The sequence below is a fragment of the Tateyamaria algicola genome (genome assembly GCF_047715485.1).
Classification (GTDB): Bacteria; Pseudomonadota; Alphaproteobacteria; order Rhodobacterales; family Rhodobacteraceae; genus Tateyamaria.
This window is the reverse complement of sequence record NZ_CP180422.1, coordinates 329,708-345,091: the sequence shown is the minus strand read 5'-3', so window position 1 is coordinate 345,091 and position 15,384 is coordinate 329,708. Positions and strand designations below refer to the sequence as shown.

Sequence of the window (15,384 nt, the reverse complement as noted above, 5' to 3'; positions counted from 1 at the left end):
CGAATGGCTAGCAGCTGCTGGCCCCGGTATCGCAGTTCCCGCAGCCACAGCTGCTTGACGAGCCGGTGTCGCAATTCGCGCTTTCGGCGATGGAATTGGTCTCTTCGGCCGCATTGAAGCGTGCGCTCACGTCGCGCATCACGTTGCTGCGGTAGTTGCCGATCACAGATTTGCTTGCGACCCTCTCTGAGGGGAAGGTGTGTGTCTGTAGCGTCATCACGTCTCTCCTTGGTCAGGTTTTGGGCTTGGATGGTCTACAGCTGCACGAAAACGAGTTCGCCAACTGCCGTGCGTGATGGTTCCAAAGGGGCTGGGCGTTTTCAATCCGAGATAGAATTGCACTGGCGTTTGGGCGGAACCTTGCGGGAATGCGGTGTGCTCGATGTGCGGGCTTCCGCCCGTCCTAGGTGACACCGGGCAGCTCGATCATGAAATCCGCCTGTTCTTGGAAGCGCGGATCATGGGAGATCACGATGCACGTGTGACTTTGGCCAAGGTCGAAAATCGTCTTGATGATCCCGTCGACACCCGTCTTGTCCAGATCGTTGGTGGGTTCGTCAAAGATCAGGATTTCGGCGTCGTGATAGAGCATGCGCGCGATGGCGATGCGCCGCTTTTGCCCGCCCGACATATGCGCACCGCCTTCGCCCGCGGGGCGTTGTTCGAGGTTGGACAGCTCCTTGCCTGCCAGCCCGGCTTGGGCCAGGGCGCGCTCTACTCTGTCACCGTCTGGCTCAGGGCTCAGGCTTACGTTCTCGGCGAGGGACGTGTTGAACACATCCACGGCCTGCGTCATGTAAAAAACAGTATTGATGTCACTGCTGCACCGGATGTCGCCATCATATTCGCGCAGCCCAGCAAGGCAGCGCGCGAGGGTCGTTTTCCCCGACCCGGACGCCCCCTTGATCAAGGTAACGCCATGCCGGCGGATGGATACGTGGGCAAGGTTCAGGATCTGGATATCGGCCTCGGTCACGCAGAGATTTTCAATCTCAAACGCGTTGTCGCCTGCGATCCGCGTATGCGGAATTTTTGCCGGGCAATCGGGTTTTGACACCAACTCCAGCATCTGCCCAGCACTTGCCAGCCCCTGAATGAACAGCCGGTAGGTGACTGAAAACTGCAAGAGCGGCTGGACGATCTGGAGGATCACACCGTTGATCAGCACCAAAGCGGCGACTTTGGTTGTTGTGTCGAGATCACCAAAAACAATGGGCACCGTGGCCGATCCAACCAGAAGAGCCAACAGCACCCCCTGCACAAACCCCAGCACAATGCCCGGGCGCAGCGACACGACCACCTGATCGATGAACCTGTCCGTGGCCGTTCCATAACGATGTCTGAGCCAGCCGACACGGTCGAACGATCGGATGGTTTCATAGGCGCGCAACCCTTCGGACAGGATCTGGTAGTTCTCGGATGCCGTGGCGAACCAGACCTCTTGCAGTTTGCGCGTCCGTTCAGACAGCGACACGGTTGTGACGATGAAGACCGCCAGGATCGCGCCAATCCACACCGTCAGCCAGAGGTCCAGTGCGATGGACGTGACAATGATCAGGATCGCGGTCTGGATCACCAGCGGGCCGATGGAAAAGATCAGGTTGTAAAGGACCGCCCGCACGCCGCTGAGGCCACGGTCAACAATGATGGCATATTCGCTGGCGGACTTCTTGCGCACTTCGGCAAAGGGGAAGCGGAAGAACACGCCCATGACCTCGAGGGCGATGCTCTTTTGCACGGTCTGCTCGAACGACACGTAGATGGCAAAGCGCAGCTCTTCTATGGACCGGATGGCGAAGAATAAGGCGAGGTAGATGGCGAGGACATAGACGACCAGATCGCTGTCTGACTGTATGTTCGAGATGATGGTGGCGAACAGGATAGGGATGGATGTCTGCGCCAGAATGACCCCGAGGAAGAGAGCGACGGACAGATACAGCTTGCCCCGTGTCTCGCGCGAAAAACTGCGCCAGGCCCGCGCGCCGAGGGCGAGAAACGTCTTGAGTTTGTCCATCTGCCTCGGCTCCTGGTCGATTGTGCGCGCGATCGGTATCAGGTCGGTTCAAGGTGGTCTTGTTTGGTGGTTGCGGGGCACTTGGCCGGTCACCTTCTGCACAGGATACGGGGCCACAAGCGGCGCGCAATTTGGTTGCCTGTGCGATGCCCATTTCAGCGCATAAAGGCCGACAGCGCATGGGTGGGCTGCCACTTGTCATGTCACCTGAGGCGAAAGACCGGCAGTTCGCGGCGCCAAATCTCAAACGGTGCACCGACTTCCTGGGGGCAGGGCTGGACGCCCCCGATTTCCGTGCAGTATGTGTGCAATATGGCCGCAACGACCGGTTCGCGGACCTTGGAGAATGATCAATGCCCAGCACTGCAGCCAATGCGGCCGCAACACTGTCCGTTGCCCCCATGATGGACTGGACGGATCGGCACTGCCGGTATCTGCACCGTCTGCTCAGTCGGCACGTGCTGCTCTACACCGAGATGGTGACCGCGCCTGCACTGGTGCGCGGTGGGGCATTGCATCTGTTGGACTACGATGTGGCCGAGCATCCGGTCGCCTTGCAACTGGGCGGGTCCGATCCTGCGGAACTGGCGCAGGCCGCGCGCCTTGGCGCGACTGTGGGATATGACGAGATCAACCTTAACTGCGGCTGCCCCTCGGACCGTGTGCAATCGGGCACCTTTGGTGCGATCCTGATGCGCGATCCGGGACTGGTGGCAGAGTGTGTGGCGGCCATGCGCAGCGCGGTCACCGTGCCTGTGACGGTAAAGTGCCGCATTGGTGTGGACGACCAGGACCCCGAAGAGGTTCTGCCCGAATTCCTCGCCCGCATCGTGGCAGCGGGCTGTGAGCGGGTGACGATCCATGCCCGCAAGGCGTGGCTCAAGGGACTCAGCCCAAAGGAAAACCGGGACATTCCGCCGCTGGACTACGATCTGGTAATGCGGATGAAGGGGCTGTTTCCCCATCTGCACATCTCGATCAATGGCGGTGTCGAGACATTGGCGCAGGCCGAAGCGCTGCTCGAGTCTGGTCTGGACGGGGTGATGATCGGACGGGCGGCCTATCATCAGCCAGCGGACATTCTGGCCAGCGCGGATCGCCGGATTTTCGGCGCCGGTGTGGATCGCACGGCGGAAGAGGTGGTCGAGGCGATGTTGCCCTATATCGAGGCGCATCTGACCGGCGGTGGACGGCTGCACCAGATCACCCGGCACATGCTGGGCCTGTTTGCGGGGCGCCCCGGCGCGCGGGGCTGGCGGCGCGTGTTGAGCGAGGGCGCAACCAAGCCCGGAGCCGGGCCTGACCTTGTCCGTGCGGCGTTCGCGCAAGTGACGGCACTGGCCCCGGACGCCAAAGCGGTGTAGCACGCCCCGACCCAAAGGAAAGCACCCACATGCCCGATACTGTTTTGCTGTTCCAGATGCTGGCTGTGCTGGCCGTGATCGGGGCATTCGCCGGCGTCTTGGCAGGCCTGTTGGGTGTTGGCGGTGGTATCGTGCTGGTGCCCGCGTTTTTCTACGCGTTTCAGACGCTTGGCTATGATGGGCCGGACCTGATGCAGATGTGTCTGGCCACGTCGTTGGCCACCATCATCGTCACCTCGGTGCGCTCGGTGATGAGCCATCACAAGAAGGGCGCCGTTGATTGGGACATCCTGCGCACATGGGCCCCGGGCATCGTGGTTGGCGCGGTATTGGGCATGCTGGTCGTGGCGCAGCTACGCTCGACGACCTTGCAGGGCATCTTTGGTGTGCTGGCCTTGATCGTGGGGCTTTACATGGGGTTTGGGCGGTCGAGCTGGCGGTTGGGGCAGGCGATGCCAACCGGCCTCGGCCGTGCGGCGCTGTCGCCCGGCATGGGATTCCTGTCGGTGCTCATGGGCATTGGCGGGGGCAGTTTCGGCGTGCCGCTGATGAGCCTATTCAACATGCCCATTCACCGGGCTGTCGCGACGGCTGCCGGCTTTGGCGTGTTGATTGCCGTGCCTTCGGTGATTGGGTTCCTGCTCGTGTCGCTGTCCGGCCCGGTGCCGCCCCTGACCATCGGGGCGGTCAATCTGGTCGCCTTTGCCATCATCATCGCCATGACCCTCATCACCGCCCCCTGGGGCGTGAAACTGGCCCATGCGATGGACCCCGGACCGCTCAAACGCGTCTTTGCGGTGTTCCTTGTGCTTGTGGCGCTGAACATGTTGCGCAAAGCCATTTTTGGATGATGGAAGAGGACGGATATGTCCTCTTTGACGGCGATCCGCGTGTAACGGCCTGGGCCGCTGCGGCAGAAGAGGTCGCGCGTGATATCGCGCAAGACCCCGAAAAGCAGCGGCAAAACCTGCGCCATGGGCAAACCTGGTTCGTGGGCGTGGATGCCTTGCCCAATGATGCGGCGGGCGCGATCAATGGGGTTCCGCTGGTCGGGCGATGGATGGATCAAGTGCCGGAATTGGCGCAGCATGCCGCCCAACTGTCGATCATCTATCCCGGATACCCGCAGCGCGATGCGGATCAAAGCGCTGCCAACCACCGCTACCGCCTAGAACGGTGTGCGGCGCATGTGGACGGGCTGTTGCCGGAAGGGCCGCAGCGGCGGCGCTATGCGCGCGAGTTCCATGCCTATATCCTCGGCCTGCCGCTGAACCCTGTGCCAGCCGCACCCACGATCGTGTGGCCGGGCAGTCACAAGATCATGCAGGCGGCCATTGTAGCGGCGATTGGTGACAGGTCGGTGGGCGATGTGGATTTGACCGACGCCTACCACGCTGCGCGGCGGGATGTGTTTGCGCGGTGCGCGCCGGTGCCAATTCAGGCGGGTCCCGGTCAGTCGTTCCTGATCCACCGCTTTGCGCTGCATGGCACGGCGCCGTGGCGCGGGCCTGCGGGGCCGGGGCGCATGATTGCATTCTTTCGCCCGGAATTCACAAACCCTGCGCAGTGGTTGGCAAAGTGAACGTTCTCTGACGCAGAGAACGGCTGGAAACCGACACGGTTTCGGGTGCCAGGGTTCATGGTCAGCTAGCGTTTCAGCCGTGCGCTGCGTCCACCGCGCCGTGTGGTGGGGGCAGGCTGGCGCGTCGGCAGCTCGGCCATGATGGCGCGGCGTTCGTCGGGGCTCATCCGGCTCCATGCCCCGATCTCGTCAATCGAGCGTGCGCAGCCTGCGCACAGGCGCGTTTCGGGATGGATAACGCAGACCTGCACACAGGGGCTTTCGATCTCGTCGCGCGTCCATACGAGGTTCTGGGGGATGTCGCTCATGCCTGCCTCTTGATCACTGCCAGCCGGTCCAGCAGCCCTTGCAAGATATAGCCCGCCGCCACGTGATCAATGACTTCGGCGCGACGTTTGCGTGTCGTATCCGCCTCAAGCAGCGCTTTTTCTGCCGCCACAGTGCTCAACCGCTCATCCCAGAAGGTGATCGGGCCATCCCAGAGCCGTTCGAAATTGCGCGCAAAGGCGCGGGTGGATTGGCAGCGCGGGCCCTCTGTTCCGTCCATGTTGCGGGGCAGGCCCAACACGATCCCACCCACCGACCGCTCGGCGATCAGGGTTTGCAGGCGCGCGGCATCCAGTCCGAATTTCTTGCGCCGTACGGTTTCAAGCGGCGTGGCGACCGACAGAAACGTATCCGAGACCGAGACGCCAATCGTCTTGTCCCCGAGATCCAGCCCCATCAGGGCCCGCATCGGTGGCAGGGCTGCGGCGAAGGTCGCAGTGTCGTCGGTGATCATTGCAGGCCCACGCGATCTGCGGCGCGGTTGAGGATATCCATGGCGCCGGGGTCGGTGCCGAACACCTCTTTGGCATTGGCAAAGATCGCGGCGGCCTGGTCCATCCGGCCAAGCACACCGAGGGCCGAGATCAACTGCGCCCAATCTTCCACAGGCCCGCCTTCGGTGGCGAGCCGGTCGCTGAGGCCTGCAACCATGCCCTGGATCATCTCCATGCGTTCGGCGGGGCTCATCTCTTCCGCGGCTTCGATATCTGCCGCCGAAGGACCGCGCCCCGTGCCGATGACCGGGCGGGCATAGTCAACGCCTGCGCGCATGGCCATATCTTCGATCTGAACCTCGATGGCGGGAATCCACGGGGCGTCTGGTGGCCCTTCACGCAGCAACTGATCCCAGACGCGCAAGGCCGTGTCCGGGCGCCCGGTCTGGGCCATCATCAGGCCAAAGTAATAGCGCGCCGGGCCATCGGTGGGATCAAGGGCAAGCGTGCGTTCCAATATCTGCTCGGCCTCGGGCGACACGTAACCTCCGGCAGCGAGGATCAAGAGGTCCGCATATTCGGAAAAATCTGCCGCCGTGGCGTTCGCGCCCTTCAACTCGATCTCTTTTGCTTTGGCGGCATGCGCGGCCCCGAAGTTGCCAAGCCGCGCCTCGGATTGGCTGAGCAAGGTGAAGCCCTGAATGTCGTTTGGTCGGCTTTGGACAGCAGTGCGCAGGCGTTCGACAAGGGCGACATAGTCCGGGCCCACATCCGGTGGGGGCGGGGCATCGGGCACGCTGGCTTCCGCGCTTTCCTGACTTGGGCGGTCGCTGCGCAAGATCTGGGCGGCCTCGATCCGGTCCTTCAGGGCCAGATCGCCGTACCCCGGTGCGCCGAGTTCAAGGTAAATCGCGTATGTTCCACCGATAAGCGCCGCCGCCGTCGCGCCAGCCACAAGGATGGCACCCCCGGACCGGCGGGTGTCGGTTTGGGTCTGCTGCATGGCGGCATCAGCAGCAAGGATACGGCGTGACACCTCGGTGCGCGCGCGCTCGGCGTCCGCTTGCGACACGACACCGCGCGCCAGATCACGCTCAACCTCTTTCAACTGGTCGCGGTAGACATCTAGATCATAGGCCGCAGGCGGACGGCTGTCGTCGGCACCGCGCATATAGGCGCGCGCCAGCGTGGCCACCACGACAAGGGTCAAACATCCGGTGATAATCCAAAACAGCATGCGCGCCTTTTCCCTGCGATCCATTGCCATGTAACCCTTGGAAAGAGCCAGCAAAAGGGACAAAGCGGCGCGGATGGTACCGGCAATGGTCGCGCCATCCGCAACGGTGTCGCAAAACTGATAAAAAGTGCCGCCAGCGCTGGCCTTTTTCTTTGTGCAAGCGGCCATTACAAATCTGACCGACCTTCATCGATTCCAGCGCCGGGGCCCCGCCATATGAAACGATACTCCGCCTTTGCCATCGCGCGAGAAGCTGCGCGTTACCACACGGGCTGGGAACGGGCGTGGCGCGCGCCGGAGCCCAAGAAAAAGTATGACGTGATCATCATTGGCGCGGGTGGGCATGGGCTCGCCACCGCCTACCATCTTGGCAAGAACTTCGGCATCACCAACGTGGCCATCCTGGAAAAGGGGTGGTTGGGCGGTGGCAACACGGGTCGTAACACGACCATCATCCGCTCGAATTATCTGCAGGACCCGTCGGCGGCCATCTACGAAAAGGCGCGCAGCCTCTACGAAACGATGAGCCAGGATTTGAACTACAACGTCATGTTCAGCCCGCGCGGGGTGATCATGCTGGCCCAAACCCATCACGAGGTGCGCGGCTATCAACGCACGGCCCATGCAAATGCGTTGCAGGGCGTGCAGACTGAATTCATCGGCCCCGAAAAGGTCAAGGAGCTGGTGCCGATCATCAACATCGACGGACCACGATACCCGGTGCTGGGTGGTCTGTGGCAGGCACGTGGCGGCACGGCGCGCCATGACGCAGTCGCCTGGGGCTATGCGCGGGCCTGTTCGGACATGGGCATGGACGTGATCCAGCAATGCGAGGTCACGGGCGTGCGCCGCGACGGGGGCAAGGTGATTGGCGTGGACACGTCCAAGGGGCCAATCGACTGCGACAAGCTGGGCGTCGTTGTGGCGGGCCATTCCGGCCATATCGCCGATATGGCAGGGTTCCGTCTGCCCATCGAATCCGTGGCGCTGCAGGCGCTCGTCAGCGAGCCGATCAAACCCTGCATGGACGTGGTCGTGATGGCCAACACGGTGCACGGTTACATGAGCCAATCCGACAAGGGTGAGATGGTGATCGGGGGCGGTACGGATGGGTACAACAACTACACCCAGCGTGGATCATTCCACCATATCGAGGAAACCGTGCGCGCCCTGATCGAGACTTTCCCGATGATTTCCCGCCTCAAGATGCTGCGCCAATGGGGTGGTATCGTGGATGTGACCGGGGATCGCTCGCCCATCCTGTCCAAGACGCCGGTCGAGGGCGTGTTCATCAACTGCGGCTGGGGCACGGGCGGGTTCAAGGCGATCCCGGGATCGGGCTGGGCCATGGCGGAACTGATGGCCAAGGGGCATTCGCCCTTGACTGAGGAATTCACGCTCGATCGCTTCCGCGCGGGCAAGTTCATCGACGAAAGCGTGGCGGCTGGGGTGGCGCACTAGGCATGCTGGGGGTGCAATACATCCTTCAACGCTTTGCCAAGCGTGTGGCCTATGTCGGGCTCGCGGCCTGGGGCATCGGCACGATTGCGGCGCTGGTCGTCGGCAATGCGGACCTGTTCCAGCGCTTTGGCGCTTTGGGCAATGCCTCTGCCATCCTGTTCTTTTCGGACCGGTTGGCGCAGATCGAGCTTGAGCGCCAGAAATCGGTCGAAAAACTGCTGCATGAATACGGGGTCGAGCTTGCCGCGCTGAAGAACGGGGTGAAACCGACGGAGCTGCCGAAACAGGGCTACTCCGTGGATTTCATGACCGAAGAGCGGAATTTCGACACGCTGCGGCTCAAGGCGGATGTGTTCAACATCGCCAACGTGATGCTGCTGACGGTGTCCACCATGCAATGGGGGTTCGGCGACCGGCTGGTGACGTGGCTGCGCCTATGCGAGGGCGCACAATGTTGATGCGATCACTCGGCCGTCTTCTTGCCTTCGCCCGCAGCCGAGCCAAAGGCGATCAGGTTGCTGACGTCGATTTCACGCCCGCCGCGCGCCGCCTTGCGTTTGGCCGCAGCACGTTGTTCGAGCGCGAACATGATCAATGCGCCCAGAATTATGGCACCAAAGACCAGAACGGCGCCCATTTCCTTGCTCATGGCAGTCTCCTGTCAACTTTTGTTTACAGTGCCATAATCCGCCGGTCTGCGTCACGCAAATTCGCCAAACCGGCGGGACTTAGCCAGTGTTTTGGTCCAAAATCGGCTGCCCTTGGCCCGTTTTTTGCGCTATCCGGGGCGCTGGTTGCGGGCCAGCAGCACCACGACCAGATGGTATCCTATCCAAAGGAGGAACCATCATGTCAGACTATCCAAACCCGAACCTGCACCGTGGCGACGGCGTCAGTGGGCGTGGCCTGCTCATTGCCTTTGGCGTCATCGTCGCCATCATCGCTATTCTGGCGCTTGTCGGCTCGATCGGCGGTGTGCCGGACAATGGTACAGTCTCCCAAGGTGCCATTGCCCCTGCTGCCGAAGGCGTGGCAATCCCGGCCGAATAACTCCCAACTCTCCTCCCGAACCGCACCAGGCGGGCGTCTTGCGACGCCCGCCTTTTATGTGTTCGGCTCACATATCGGAGCCCGCCCATGCTGATCCTGACCTGTCCCTGCTGCGGCGTAACGGGCGAAGAAACCGAATTTCATGCGGGCGGCGAGGCGCATCTGACGCGGTTCGGCCCCGGTTCGAGCGATGATGAGTTCGAGGGTTACATGTTCATGCGCGAAAACCCCAAGGGCGTCCATTTCGAGCGGTGGCGGCATGTCTACGGCTGCGGCAAGTGGTTTCACGCGGCCCGCTGCACCACCACGCTGGAAGTCTTTGGCACATACCCGGCCCAAACGCTGGAGCCACCCAAAGAGCTGTGCGACGCTATTTCGGCCAAGCGCCCCGGCTGGTCGTGGAGGGCGTTTTCGTGATCCTTCTCTGTTCTGAAAAAATCCCCGCCGGAGGCTCCGACGCCGCCGCCCGCACAAAGGCTGATACATGAGCACACGTCTTGCCACACACGGCCGCCTTTTGAACAAAGACAAGGCCGTTCGCTTTTCCTTCAACGGCAAGATCCTAAAGGGTTTCGAGGGCGACACGCTGGCCTCGGCCCTGTTGGCCAACGACCAGATGCTGGTCGGCCGCTCGTTCAAGTATCACCGCCCGCGCGGGATCGTCGCGGCTGGCCCGGAAGAGCCCAATGCGCTGGTGAACCTTGGCGCCGAAGGCACGTTCGAGCCGAACCAGCGCGCCACCACGACCGAGCTGTTCGAGGGGCTGTTGGCCTCCAGCCAGAACCACTGGCCCAGCCTTGAATTCGACGTTGGTGCGATCAACGCGAAACTGGCGCGTTTCATGCCTGCGGGTTTTTACTACAAGATGTTCATCCATCCGCGCCCCTTGTGGAAACACGTCTACGAGCCGTTTATCCGACAGGCTGCGGGCCTCGGCCAGGCGCCCAAAGGGCGGGATGCAGACAGTTACGAGCATTTCTACGCCTTCTGCGATGTTCTGGTCATCGGTGGCGGTATCGCCGGGTTGATTGCGGCCAAATCGGCGGCGGGAACAGGCGCACAGGTGCTGATCCTCGAACAAACCGCCCATTGGGGCGGGCGTGCCCCGGTCGATGGCGGCGCCGTTCAGGGCCTCCCTGTGGATAAGTTCGTGGAAGAATTGGTGTCAGATCTGTCTGACATGCCGAATGTGACGATGCGCAGCCGCACCATGGGGGCGGGCGTCTACGACCATGGTTATGTTCTGGGGTACGAACGGCTGACCGATCACGCGCCTGAAACGGATGGTCCGCGCCATCGTTTGTGGCGCATTCGCGCGAGCCACGTGGTGACAGCAACCGGAGCAATCGAACGCCCGCTCAGCTTTGCGGGCAACGATGTGCCGGGTGTCATGCTGGCCTCTGCGGTGCGGGATTATGTCGTAAACTATGGCGTCAGCCCCGGTGACCGCACGGTCGTGGTGACCAATAATGACGACGCATATCGCACTGCAATCGCTTTGAAAGACGCCGGATTGTCGATTCCGGCCATTTTGGACGCCCGCGTCCTGCCTGTCGACAGCCCGCTGGTGGCCGAGGCCAAGGCGGCTGGAATCCGTGTGATGATGAGCCATGGAATCGCCAAGGTGAAGGGCACAAAGCGGGTCACAGGCGTGGCCGTCTGTGCGCAAGCCGGTGAAGGTGCGGTGCTGGAAGAGATCGCCTGCGATGCGGTGGCGATGTCGGGCGGCTGGTCGCCGGTGGTGCATCTTTGGTCCCATTGCGGGGGCAAGCTGCTGTGGGACAGCAATTTCGCCATGTTCCGCCCCAATGTGGATAAAGCACCGCTTGGCCCGGATGGCACCGGCTTTGTCAGCCCTGCGGGGGCCGCAAACGGCCACTTCGGCCTGACCGAAATCCTCGGCGATGCCCATGCGATGGGGCAGGGTGCCGCACGCGCCGCTGGTTTCAGCGGCAAGAAGGTCAATGCGCCCGAGGCCGAAATCGTGGAAGAGGCGGCGATGGCCCCGGTCTGGCTGATGCCGCAAGGCGCAGGCGTCGCGTTGCGGTCCAAGGCGTGGCTGGATTATCAGAACGACGTCAAGGTGTCGGACGTGCAGTTGGCCGCGCAAGAGGGGTTCGAAAGCGTGGAACATGCCAAGCGCTACACCACGCTCGGTATGGCGACGGATCAGGGGAAGTTGAGCAATATCAACGGCCTCGCGATCCTTTCTGATGCACTAAATCAGCCTATTCCCCAGACGGGCACAACGACCTTCCGCCCGCCATACACCCCCATCTCGATGGGTGCGATTGGGGGAGAGGCGCGGGGCGACGTGTTCCAGCCCTTGCGACGCACGCCCTTGCACGACTGGCACGACGCAAACGGCGCGGATTGGGAACCGGTCGGCCAATGGCGTCGGCCATACGCCTATGTCCGCCCGGGCGAAAGCGTGCATGACGCGGTGATGCGCGAAACGAAAAATGTGCGCGAGAACATGGGCCTGCTGGATGCCTCGACCCTTGGCAAGATCATCGTCAAGGGGCCGGATGCGGGCAAATTCCTCGACATGCTCTACACCAACATGATGAGCACGCTGAAACCGGGCAAGTGTCGCTACGGCCTGATGTGCGGTGAAAACGGGTTCCTGATCGACGACGGCGTCGTGGCGCGGATCGATGAGGACACGTTCCTGTGTCACACCACCACCGGCGGGGCCGAAAACATCCATGGCCATATGGAAGAATGGCTGCAGACCGAGTGGTGGGATTGGAATGTCTATGTCGCCAACGTGACGGAACAATACGCCCAGATCGCCGTGGTCGGCCCCAATGCCCGCAAGGCGCTGGAGGCGCTGGGGGGCATGGACGTCTCCAAAGAGGCACTGGGCTTCATGGAGTGGGCGGATGGTACTTTGGGCGGCTTTGCCGTGCGCGCCTACCGCATCTCCTTCTCGGGCGAGTTAAGCTACGAGATCGCCGTCAAGGCCAGCGAAGGCCAGGCCTTTTGGGATGCGCTGATGGTGGTAGGGGCTGATCTGGGTGTGATGCCCTACGGCACCGAAGCGTTGCACATCCTGCGCGCCGAAAAGGGCTTTATTATGATCGGGGACGAGACGGACGGCACCGTCATCCCGCAGGATCTGGGCCTGCACTGGGCCCTGTCGAAGAAGAAGGAAGACTTCCTCGGCAAGCGCGCGCACACACGCAGCCACATGGCCGACCCTGAACGCTGGCAACTGGTGGGGCTGGAGACCGAGGATGGATCGGTGCTGCCTGACGGTGCCTATGCGGTTGCCGACGGGACCAACGCAAACGGCCAGCGCAACGTGCAGGGGCGGGTCACGTCCAGCTATCACTCTCCCAACCTTAGCAAGGGGATCGCAATGGGGTTGGTACTGCACGGGCCGGACCGGATGGGCGAGGTGATCGAATTCCCCGGAACGGATGGCAAGGTCTACAAGACCCGCATCGTCAGCCCCGTGTTCTATGATCCGGAAGGGGAGAAGCAGAATGTCTAACGCCGTGACGGCCCTGAACGGGGCGACTTTCACAGACGGGATTGCGACGATCACCGAGGCGCCGTTGCAGGGCATGATCACCTTGCGCGGGGATCTGTCCTCGGCACCGATCAAGGCGGCGGCGACCGGCGTTGCCGGCGTCGGCATGCCGGGCCCGGGGCAGGCGAACTTTGCCGGCGATCACGGGATCTGCTGGATGTCGCCCGACGAGGTGCTGATCCTGTGCCCTTACGCCGAAGTTGATACGCACCTCGTCACCCTGAATGCCAAACTGGGGGATGCGCACGCGCTTGCCGTCGATGTGTCTGATGCACGCGCGGTGTTTCAGGTGTCGGGCGCATTTGCGCGCGAGGTCATGGCCAAGCTGGCGCCGGTCGACGTGGGCCCCGCCGCGTTTCAGCCGGGCATGTTCCGCCGCACCCGCATGGCCCAGGTCGCAGCGGCCTTCTGGATGCCTGATGACGAGACGTTTCAAATCGTCTGTTTCCGCTCGCAGGCGCGGTACATGTTCGATCTGCTGTCGGTCGCGGCGCAAAAGGGCAGTCAGGCGCGTTTTTTCCAAGGATAGGCTAAGTTTTTCGATTGAGATTTTTCAACCGATGCGCGACATGATGCGTATTAGCGTCATGTTTGCATAGGGGAAAAAGCCGTGAAACTCGGGATTTTGGGAACAGGGCTGTGCGCCCTGATGTTCGTCGGACCGTCTGCCGTCGTGGCGGCGCCGCAGGTTTTCACGTGCGATGTTGTGCCCGTGTCTCCACAAAAAGGGCAGTACGCGTTGAACTACCGCCTGACCGTGGAGGAAGATGGATCGGCCCGCATCGAAGGGCTGCGCAGCAAGGATGTGCGTGTGCGCCAGAGCAACGGCAAGACCCGGACCGACTGGAACTGGAGCCCGTTCCGCTTTTCTTCTGTCACCACGGACGCAACTGGCGCGACCAAGGTCAATGCCAAGGCGCATGGCTACGTCGGCAGCTTGCGCTGGCAGGGCACCTGCAAGTAGATCGCGCCAACGGTCTGATCGGGGGCATTGGGACGGTTTTGCGACAGGCGCCCTTGATCTTGCCGTGAACTGCACAATCTGTCAGTCACATGGCTGCAATACGAACCAAAGGGATCCCGCACATGGCTTTTGAACTTCCTGACCTTCCTTATGCGCACGATGCGCTCGCATCCAAGGGCATGTCCGCCGAAACGCTGGAATACCACCACGATCTGCACCACAACGCGTACGTGACCAATGGCAACAAGGCCATCGAGGGCACGGAATGGGCCGACAAGTCTCTGGAAGAGATTATCAAGGGCACCTACGATGCCTCGGCGGTCGCTCAGAATGGTATCTTCAACAACATCAGCCAGTTGTGGAACCACAACCAGTTCTGGGAAATGATGGGCCCCGGTGACAGCGCCATGCCAGGCGAACTGGAAGCCGCGCTTGTCGAAAGCTTTGGCTCGGTCGACGAATTCAAATCCGCGTTCTCTGCGGCAGGCGCGGGTCAGTTCGGCTCGGGCTGGTGCTGGCTGGTCAAGGATGCCGACGGCAGCCTGAAGGTGACCAAGACCGAAAATGGCGTGAACCCTCTGTGCTTTGGCCAAACCGCGCTGCTGGGTTGCGACGTGTGGGAACACTCCTACTACATCGATTTCCGCAACAAGCGCCCGGCCTACCTGACCAACTTCCTGGACAACCTGGTGAACTGGGAAAACGTCGCCTCGCGCATGTGAGACGCTTGACTGTGACGTGAATCTTTGGGGGCTGACCAGAACATGGTCGGCCCCTTTTTCGTTCAGCCAGTACGCTCAAGCGCCGCCAGCGCCCCTTCTGCATCCGGAACAGAGACGAAATAGTCGAGCAATGTGGCATCGGCAAAGCCGTTTGATACGACATGATCGAGCAGGGTCAGCAACGGGTCCCAATAGCCGTTCGTATTGATCAGAACGACAGGTTTTTCATGCAGACCCAGCTGGCGCCATGTCAGCACCTCGAACAGCTCGTCCAGCGATCCGGCGCCGCCCGGCAGAACGACAACAGCATCGCAGTTCATGAACATGACTTTCTTGCGCTCGTGCATCGTTTCGGTGACGACATAGCGGGTAAGGTCGGTCTTGCCGACTTCCCAATCGACCAGATGTTTGGGGATGACGCCAAAGGTGTTGCCCCCCGCAGTTTGGGTCGCGCGCGCCACGCCGCCCATCAGGCCCACGTCGCCCGCGCCGTAGACCAGCCGCCAACCGCGCGCTGCAATCCCGCGCCCCAACCCTTCGGCATCCGCCATATAGGCCGGGTCGCCGCCAGGGCGCGACCCACAATAAACACAGACAGACAGTGGGGCCATGGCAACAGTTCCTGATCGAGCGCGTGAAAGTGATGGTTTTGTGACAGCAGTGTTTTGACCGTTGTTAAGCTGCCTGTTAT

The 15,384-nt window shown here is 61.9% G+C and carries 19 protein-coding genes; 12 read left to right on the top strand and 7 right to left on the bottom strand.

What is annotated here, in order from left to right:
• Positions 1 to 7: 7 nt before the first annotated feature.
• Together ACMHLQ_RS04040 and ACMHLQ_RS04035 are read right to left on the bottom strand one after the other, a co-directional pair.
• The gene (locus ACMHLQ_RS04040) at positions 8 to 217 is read right to left on the bottom strand and encodes a hypothetical protein (RefSeq protein ID WP_415403487.1); all 210 of its coding nucleotides are present in this window, start codon (positions 215 to 217) and stop codon (positions 8 to 10) included.
• Positions 218 to 403: 186 nt separating this feature from the next.
• Complete coding sequence (locus tag ACMHLQ_RS04035; protein WP_415403486.1) at positions 404 to 2,014, bottom strand: ATP-binding cassette domain-containing protein; 1,611 nt, start codon at positions 2,012 to 2,014, stop codon at positions 404 to 406.
• 179 nt (positions 2,015 to 2,193) lie between these two features.
• On the opposite strand from ACMHLQ_RS04035, the gene ACMHLQ_RS04030 reads away from it, so the two are divergent.
• From ACMHLQ_RS04030 to ACMHLQ_RS04015, 4 genes are read left to right on the top strand one after another with little or no spacing between them, the layout of a single operon-like run.
• Complete coding sequence (locus ACMHLQ_RS04030) at positions 2,194 to 2,364, top strand: hypothetical protein (protein ID WP_415403485.1); 171 nt, start codon at positions 2,194 to 2,196, stop codon at positions 2,362 to 2,364.
• Positions 2,365 to 2,367: 3 nt separating this feature from the next.
• Positions 2,368 to 3,378 carry a tRNA dihydrouridine(20/20a) synthase DusA gene (dusA, locus tag ACMHLQ_RS04025; protein WP_415403483.1) on the top strand — a complete coding sequence of 337 codons (1,011 nt, stop codon included), beginning with the start codon at positions 2,368 to 2,370 and terminating at the stop codon, positions 3,376 to 3,378.
• A 29-nt stretch (positions 3,379 to 3,407) separates the two neighbouring features.
• Entirely contained in the window at positions 3,408 to 4,229 is an 822-nt protein-coding gene (locus ACMHLQ_RS04020) for a sulfite exporter TauE/SafE family protein (RefSeq protein ID WP_415403481.1), read from the top strand.
• A complete protein-coding gene (locus ACMHLQ_RS04015) occupies positions 4,226 to 4,960 on the top strand; it encodes a hypothetical protein (RefSeq protein ID WP_415403480.1) in 735 nt (244 codons plus the stop codon). The genes ACMHLQ_RS04020 and ACMHLQ_RS04015 overlap by 4 nt, the downstream gene beginning before the upstream one ends.
• Positions 4,961 to 5,025: 65 nt before the next feature.
• On the opposite strand, the gene ACMHLQ_RS04010 is transcribed toward ACMHLQ_RS04015, so the two are convergent.
• Genes ACMHLQ_RS04010 through ccmI form a run of 3 tightly spaced genes read right to left on the bottom strand, consistent with a single transcriptional unit; the run spans position 5,026 to position 6,958 of the window.
• Positions 5,026 to 5,268 (bottom strand): DUF1289 domain-containing protein, encoded by a 243-nt coding sequence (locus ACMHLQ_RS04010; protein ID WP_415403479.1) that lies wholly within the window; start codon positions 5,266 to 5,268, stop codon positions 5,026 to 5,028.
• Positions 5,265 to 5,741: a Holliday junction resolvase RuvX gene (gene ruvX, locus ACMHLQ_RS04005; protein WP_415403478.1), complete on the bottom strand. Its 477-nt coding sequence runs from the start codon at positions 5,739 to 5,741 to the stop codon at positions 5,265 to 5,267. Before ruvX ends, ACMHLQ_RS04010 begins: the two co-directional genes overlap by 4 nt.
• Positions 5,738 to 6,958: a c-type cytochrome biogenesis protein CcmI gene (ccmI, locus tag ACMHLQ_RS04000; protein ID WP_415403477.1), complete on the bottom strand. Its 1,221-nt coding sequence runs from the start codon at positions 6,956 to 6,958 to the stop codon at positions 5,738 to 5,740. The genes ruvX and ccmI overlap by 4 nt, the downstream gene beginning before the upstream one ends.
• A 216-nt stretch (positions 6,959 to 7,174) precedes the next feature.
• On the opposite strand from ccmI, the gene ACMHLQ_RS03995 reads away from it, so the two are divergent.
• Positions 7,175 to 8,419, top strand: a complete 1,245-nt coding sequence (locus ACMHLQ_RS03995) for a sarcosine oxidase subunit beta family protein (RefSeq protein ID WP_415403476.1) — start codon at positions 7,175 to 7,177, stop codon at positions 8,417 to 8,419.
• A gap of 2 nt (positions 8,420 to 8,421) precedes the next feature.
• Positions 8,422 to 8,877: a hypothetical protein gene (locus ACMHLQ_RS03990; protein WP_415403475.1), complete on the top strand. Its 456-nt coding sequence runs from the start codon at positions 8,422 to 8,424 to the stop codon at positions 8,875 to 8,877.
• Between the two features lie 5 nt (positions 8,878 to 8,882).
• Here the strand turns inward: ACMHLQ_RS03990 and ACMHLQ_RS03985 are convergent, their stop codons facing one another.
• Positions 8,883 to 9,068: a hypothetical protein gene (locus ACMHLQ_RS03985; RefSeq protein ID WP_415403474.1), complete on the bottom strand. Its 186-nt coding sequence runs from the start codon at positions 9,066 to 9,068 to the stop codon at positions 8,883 to 8,885.
• A gap of 200 nt (positions 9,069 to 9,268) precedes the next feature.
• On the opposite strand from ACMHLQ_RS03985, the gene ACMHLQ_RS03980 reads away from it, so the two are divergent.
• The 6 genes from ACMHLQ_RS03980 (at position 9,269) to ACMHLQ_RS03955 (ending at position 14,693) form a co-directional block, all read left to right on the top strand.
• Positions 9,269 to 9,469 (top strand): hypothetical protein, encoded by a 201-nt coding sequence (locus ACMHLQ_RS03980; RefSeq protein ID WP_415403473.1) that lies wholly within the window; start codon positions 9,269 to 9,271, stop codon positions 9,467 to 9,469.
• A gap of 87 nt (positions 9,470 to 9,556) precedes the next feature.
• Positions 9,557 to 9,886 carry a sarcosine oxidase subunit delta gene (locus ACMHLQ_RS03975; protein WP_415403472.1) on the top strand — a complete coding sequence of 110 codons (330 nt, stop codon included), beginning with the start codon at positions 9,557 to 9,559 and terminating at the stop codon, positions 9,884 to 9,886.
• A gap of 67 nt (positions 9,887 to 9,953) precedes the next feature.
• On the top strand, positions 9,954 to 12,968 hold the full coding sequence (locus ACMHLQ_RS03970; protein WP_415403471.1) for a sarcosine oxidase subunit alpha family protein: 3,015 nt from the start codon (positions 9,954 to 9,956) through the stop codon (positions 12,966 to 12,968).
• On the top strand, positions 12,961 to 13,536 hold the full coding sequence (locus tag ACMHLQ_RS03965; RefSeq protein ID WP_415403470.1) for a sarcosine oxidase subunit gamma: 576 nt from the start codon (positions 12,961 to 12,963) through the stop codon (positions 13,534 to 13,536). The genes ACMHLQ_RS03970 and ACMHLQ_RS03965 overlap by 8 nt, the downstream gene beginning before the upstream one ends.
• Positions 13,537 to 13,617: 81 nt before the next feature.
• Positions 13,618 to 13,971, top strand: coding sequence for a hypothetical protein (locus ACMHLQ_RS03960; RefSeq protein WP_415403469.1), 354 nt, complete (start codon positions 13,618 to 13,620; stop codon positions 13,969 to 13,971).
• 122 nt (positions 13,972 to 14,093) lie between these two features.
• Entirely contained in the window at positions 14,094 to 14,693 is a 600-nt protein-coding gene (locus ACMHLQ_RS03955) for a superoxide dismutase (protein ID WP_415403468.1), read from the top strand.
• A gap of 62 nt (positions 14,694 to 14,755) precedes the next feature.
• On the opposite strand, the gene ACMHLQ_RS03950 is transcribed toward ACMHLQ_RS03955, so the two are convergent.
• On the bottom strand, positions 14,756 to 15,304 hold the full coding sequence (locus ACMHLQ_RS03950) for a TIGR00730 family Rossman fold protein (protein ID WP_415403467.1): 549 nt from the start codon (positions 15,302 to 15,304) through the stop codon (positions 14,756 to 14,758).
• Between the last annotated feature and the right edge of the window lie 80 nt (positions 15,305 to 15,384).

Bases quoted from the DNA above. Each gene is read 5' to 3' on its own strand.
- ACMHLQ_RS03965 (WP_415403470.1), top strand. From the start codon at position 12,961: ATGTCTAACGCCGTGACGGCCCTGAACGGGGCGACTTTCACAGACGGG.
- ACMHLQ_RS04035 (WP_415403486.1), bottom strand. From the start codon at position 2,014: ATGGACAAACTCAAGACGTTTCTCGCCCTCGGCGCGCGGGCCTGGCGC.
- ACMHLQ_RS03980 (WP_415403473.1), top strand. From the start codon at position 9,269: ATGTCAGACTATCCAAACCCGAACCTGCACCGTGGCGACGGCGTCAGT.
- ACMHLQ_RS04010 (WP_415403479.1), bottom strand. From the start codon at position 5,268: ATGAGCGACATCCCCCAGAACCTCGTATGGACGCGCGACGAGATCGAA.
- ACMHLQ_RS04040 (WP_415403487.1), bottom strand. From the start codon at position 217: ATGACGCTACAGACACACACCTTCCCCTCAGAGAGGGTCGCAAGCAAA.
- ACMHLQ_RS03990 (WP_415403475.1), top strand. From the start codon at position 8,422: ATGCTGGGGGTGCAATACATCCTTCAACGCTTTGCCAAGCGTGTGGCC.
- ACMHLQ_RS03955 (WP_415403468.1), top strand. From the start codon at position 14,094: ATGGCTTTTGAACTTCCTGACCTTCCTTATGCGCACGATGCGCTCGCA.
- ACMHLQ_RS03995 (WP_415403476.1), top strand. From the start codon at position 7,175: ATGAAACGATACTCCGCCTTTGCCATCGCGCGAGAAGCTGCGCGTTAC.
- ACMHLQ_RS04015 (WP_415403480.1), top strand. From the start codon at position 4,226: ATGATGGAAGAGGACGGATATGTCCTCTTTGACGGCGATCCGCGTGTA.
- ACMHLQ_RS04020 (WP_415403481.1), top strand. From the start codon at position 3,408: ATGCCCGATACTGTTTTGCTGTTCCAGATGCTGGCTGTGCTGGCCGTG.
- dusA (WP_415403483.1), top strand. From the start codon at position 2,368: ATGCCCAGCACTGCAGCCAATGCGGCCGCAACACTGTCCGTTGCCCCC.
- ACMHLQ_RS03970 (WP_415403471.1), top strand. From the start codon at position 9,954: ATGAGCACACGTCTTGCCACACACGGCCGCCTTTTGAACAAAGACAAG.
- ACMHLQ_RS04030 (WP_415403485.1), top strand. From the start codon at position 2,194: ATGGGTGGGCTGCCACTTGTCATGTCACCTGAGGCGAAAGACCGGCAG.
- ruvX (WP_415403478.1), bottom strand. From the start codon at position 5,741: ATGATCACCGACGACACTGCGACCTTCGCCGCAGCCCTGCCACCGATG.
- ACMHLQ_RS03975 (WP_415403472.1), top strand. From the start codon at position 9,557: ATGCTGATCCTGACCTGTCCCTGCTGCGGCGTAACGGGCGAAGAAACC.
- ACMHLQ_RS03950 (WP_415403467.1), bottom strand. From the start codon at position 15,304: ATGGCCCCACTGTCTGTCTGTGTTTATTGTGGGTCGCGCCCTGGCGGC.
- ACMHLQ_RS03985 (WP_415403474.1), bottom strand. From the start codon at position 9,068: ATGAGCAAGGAAATGGGCGCCGTTCTGGTCTTTGGTGCCATAATTCTG.
- ccmI (WP_415403477.1), bottom strand. From the start codon at position 6,958: ATGCTGTTTTGGATTATCACCGGATGTTTGACCCTTGTCGTGGTGGCC.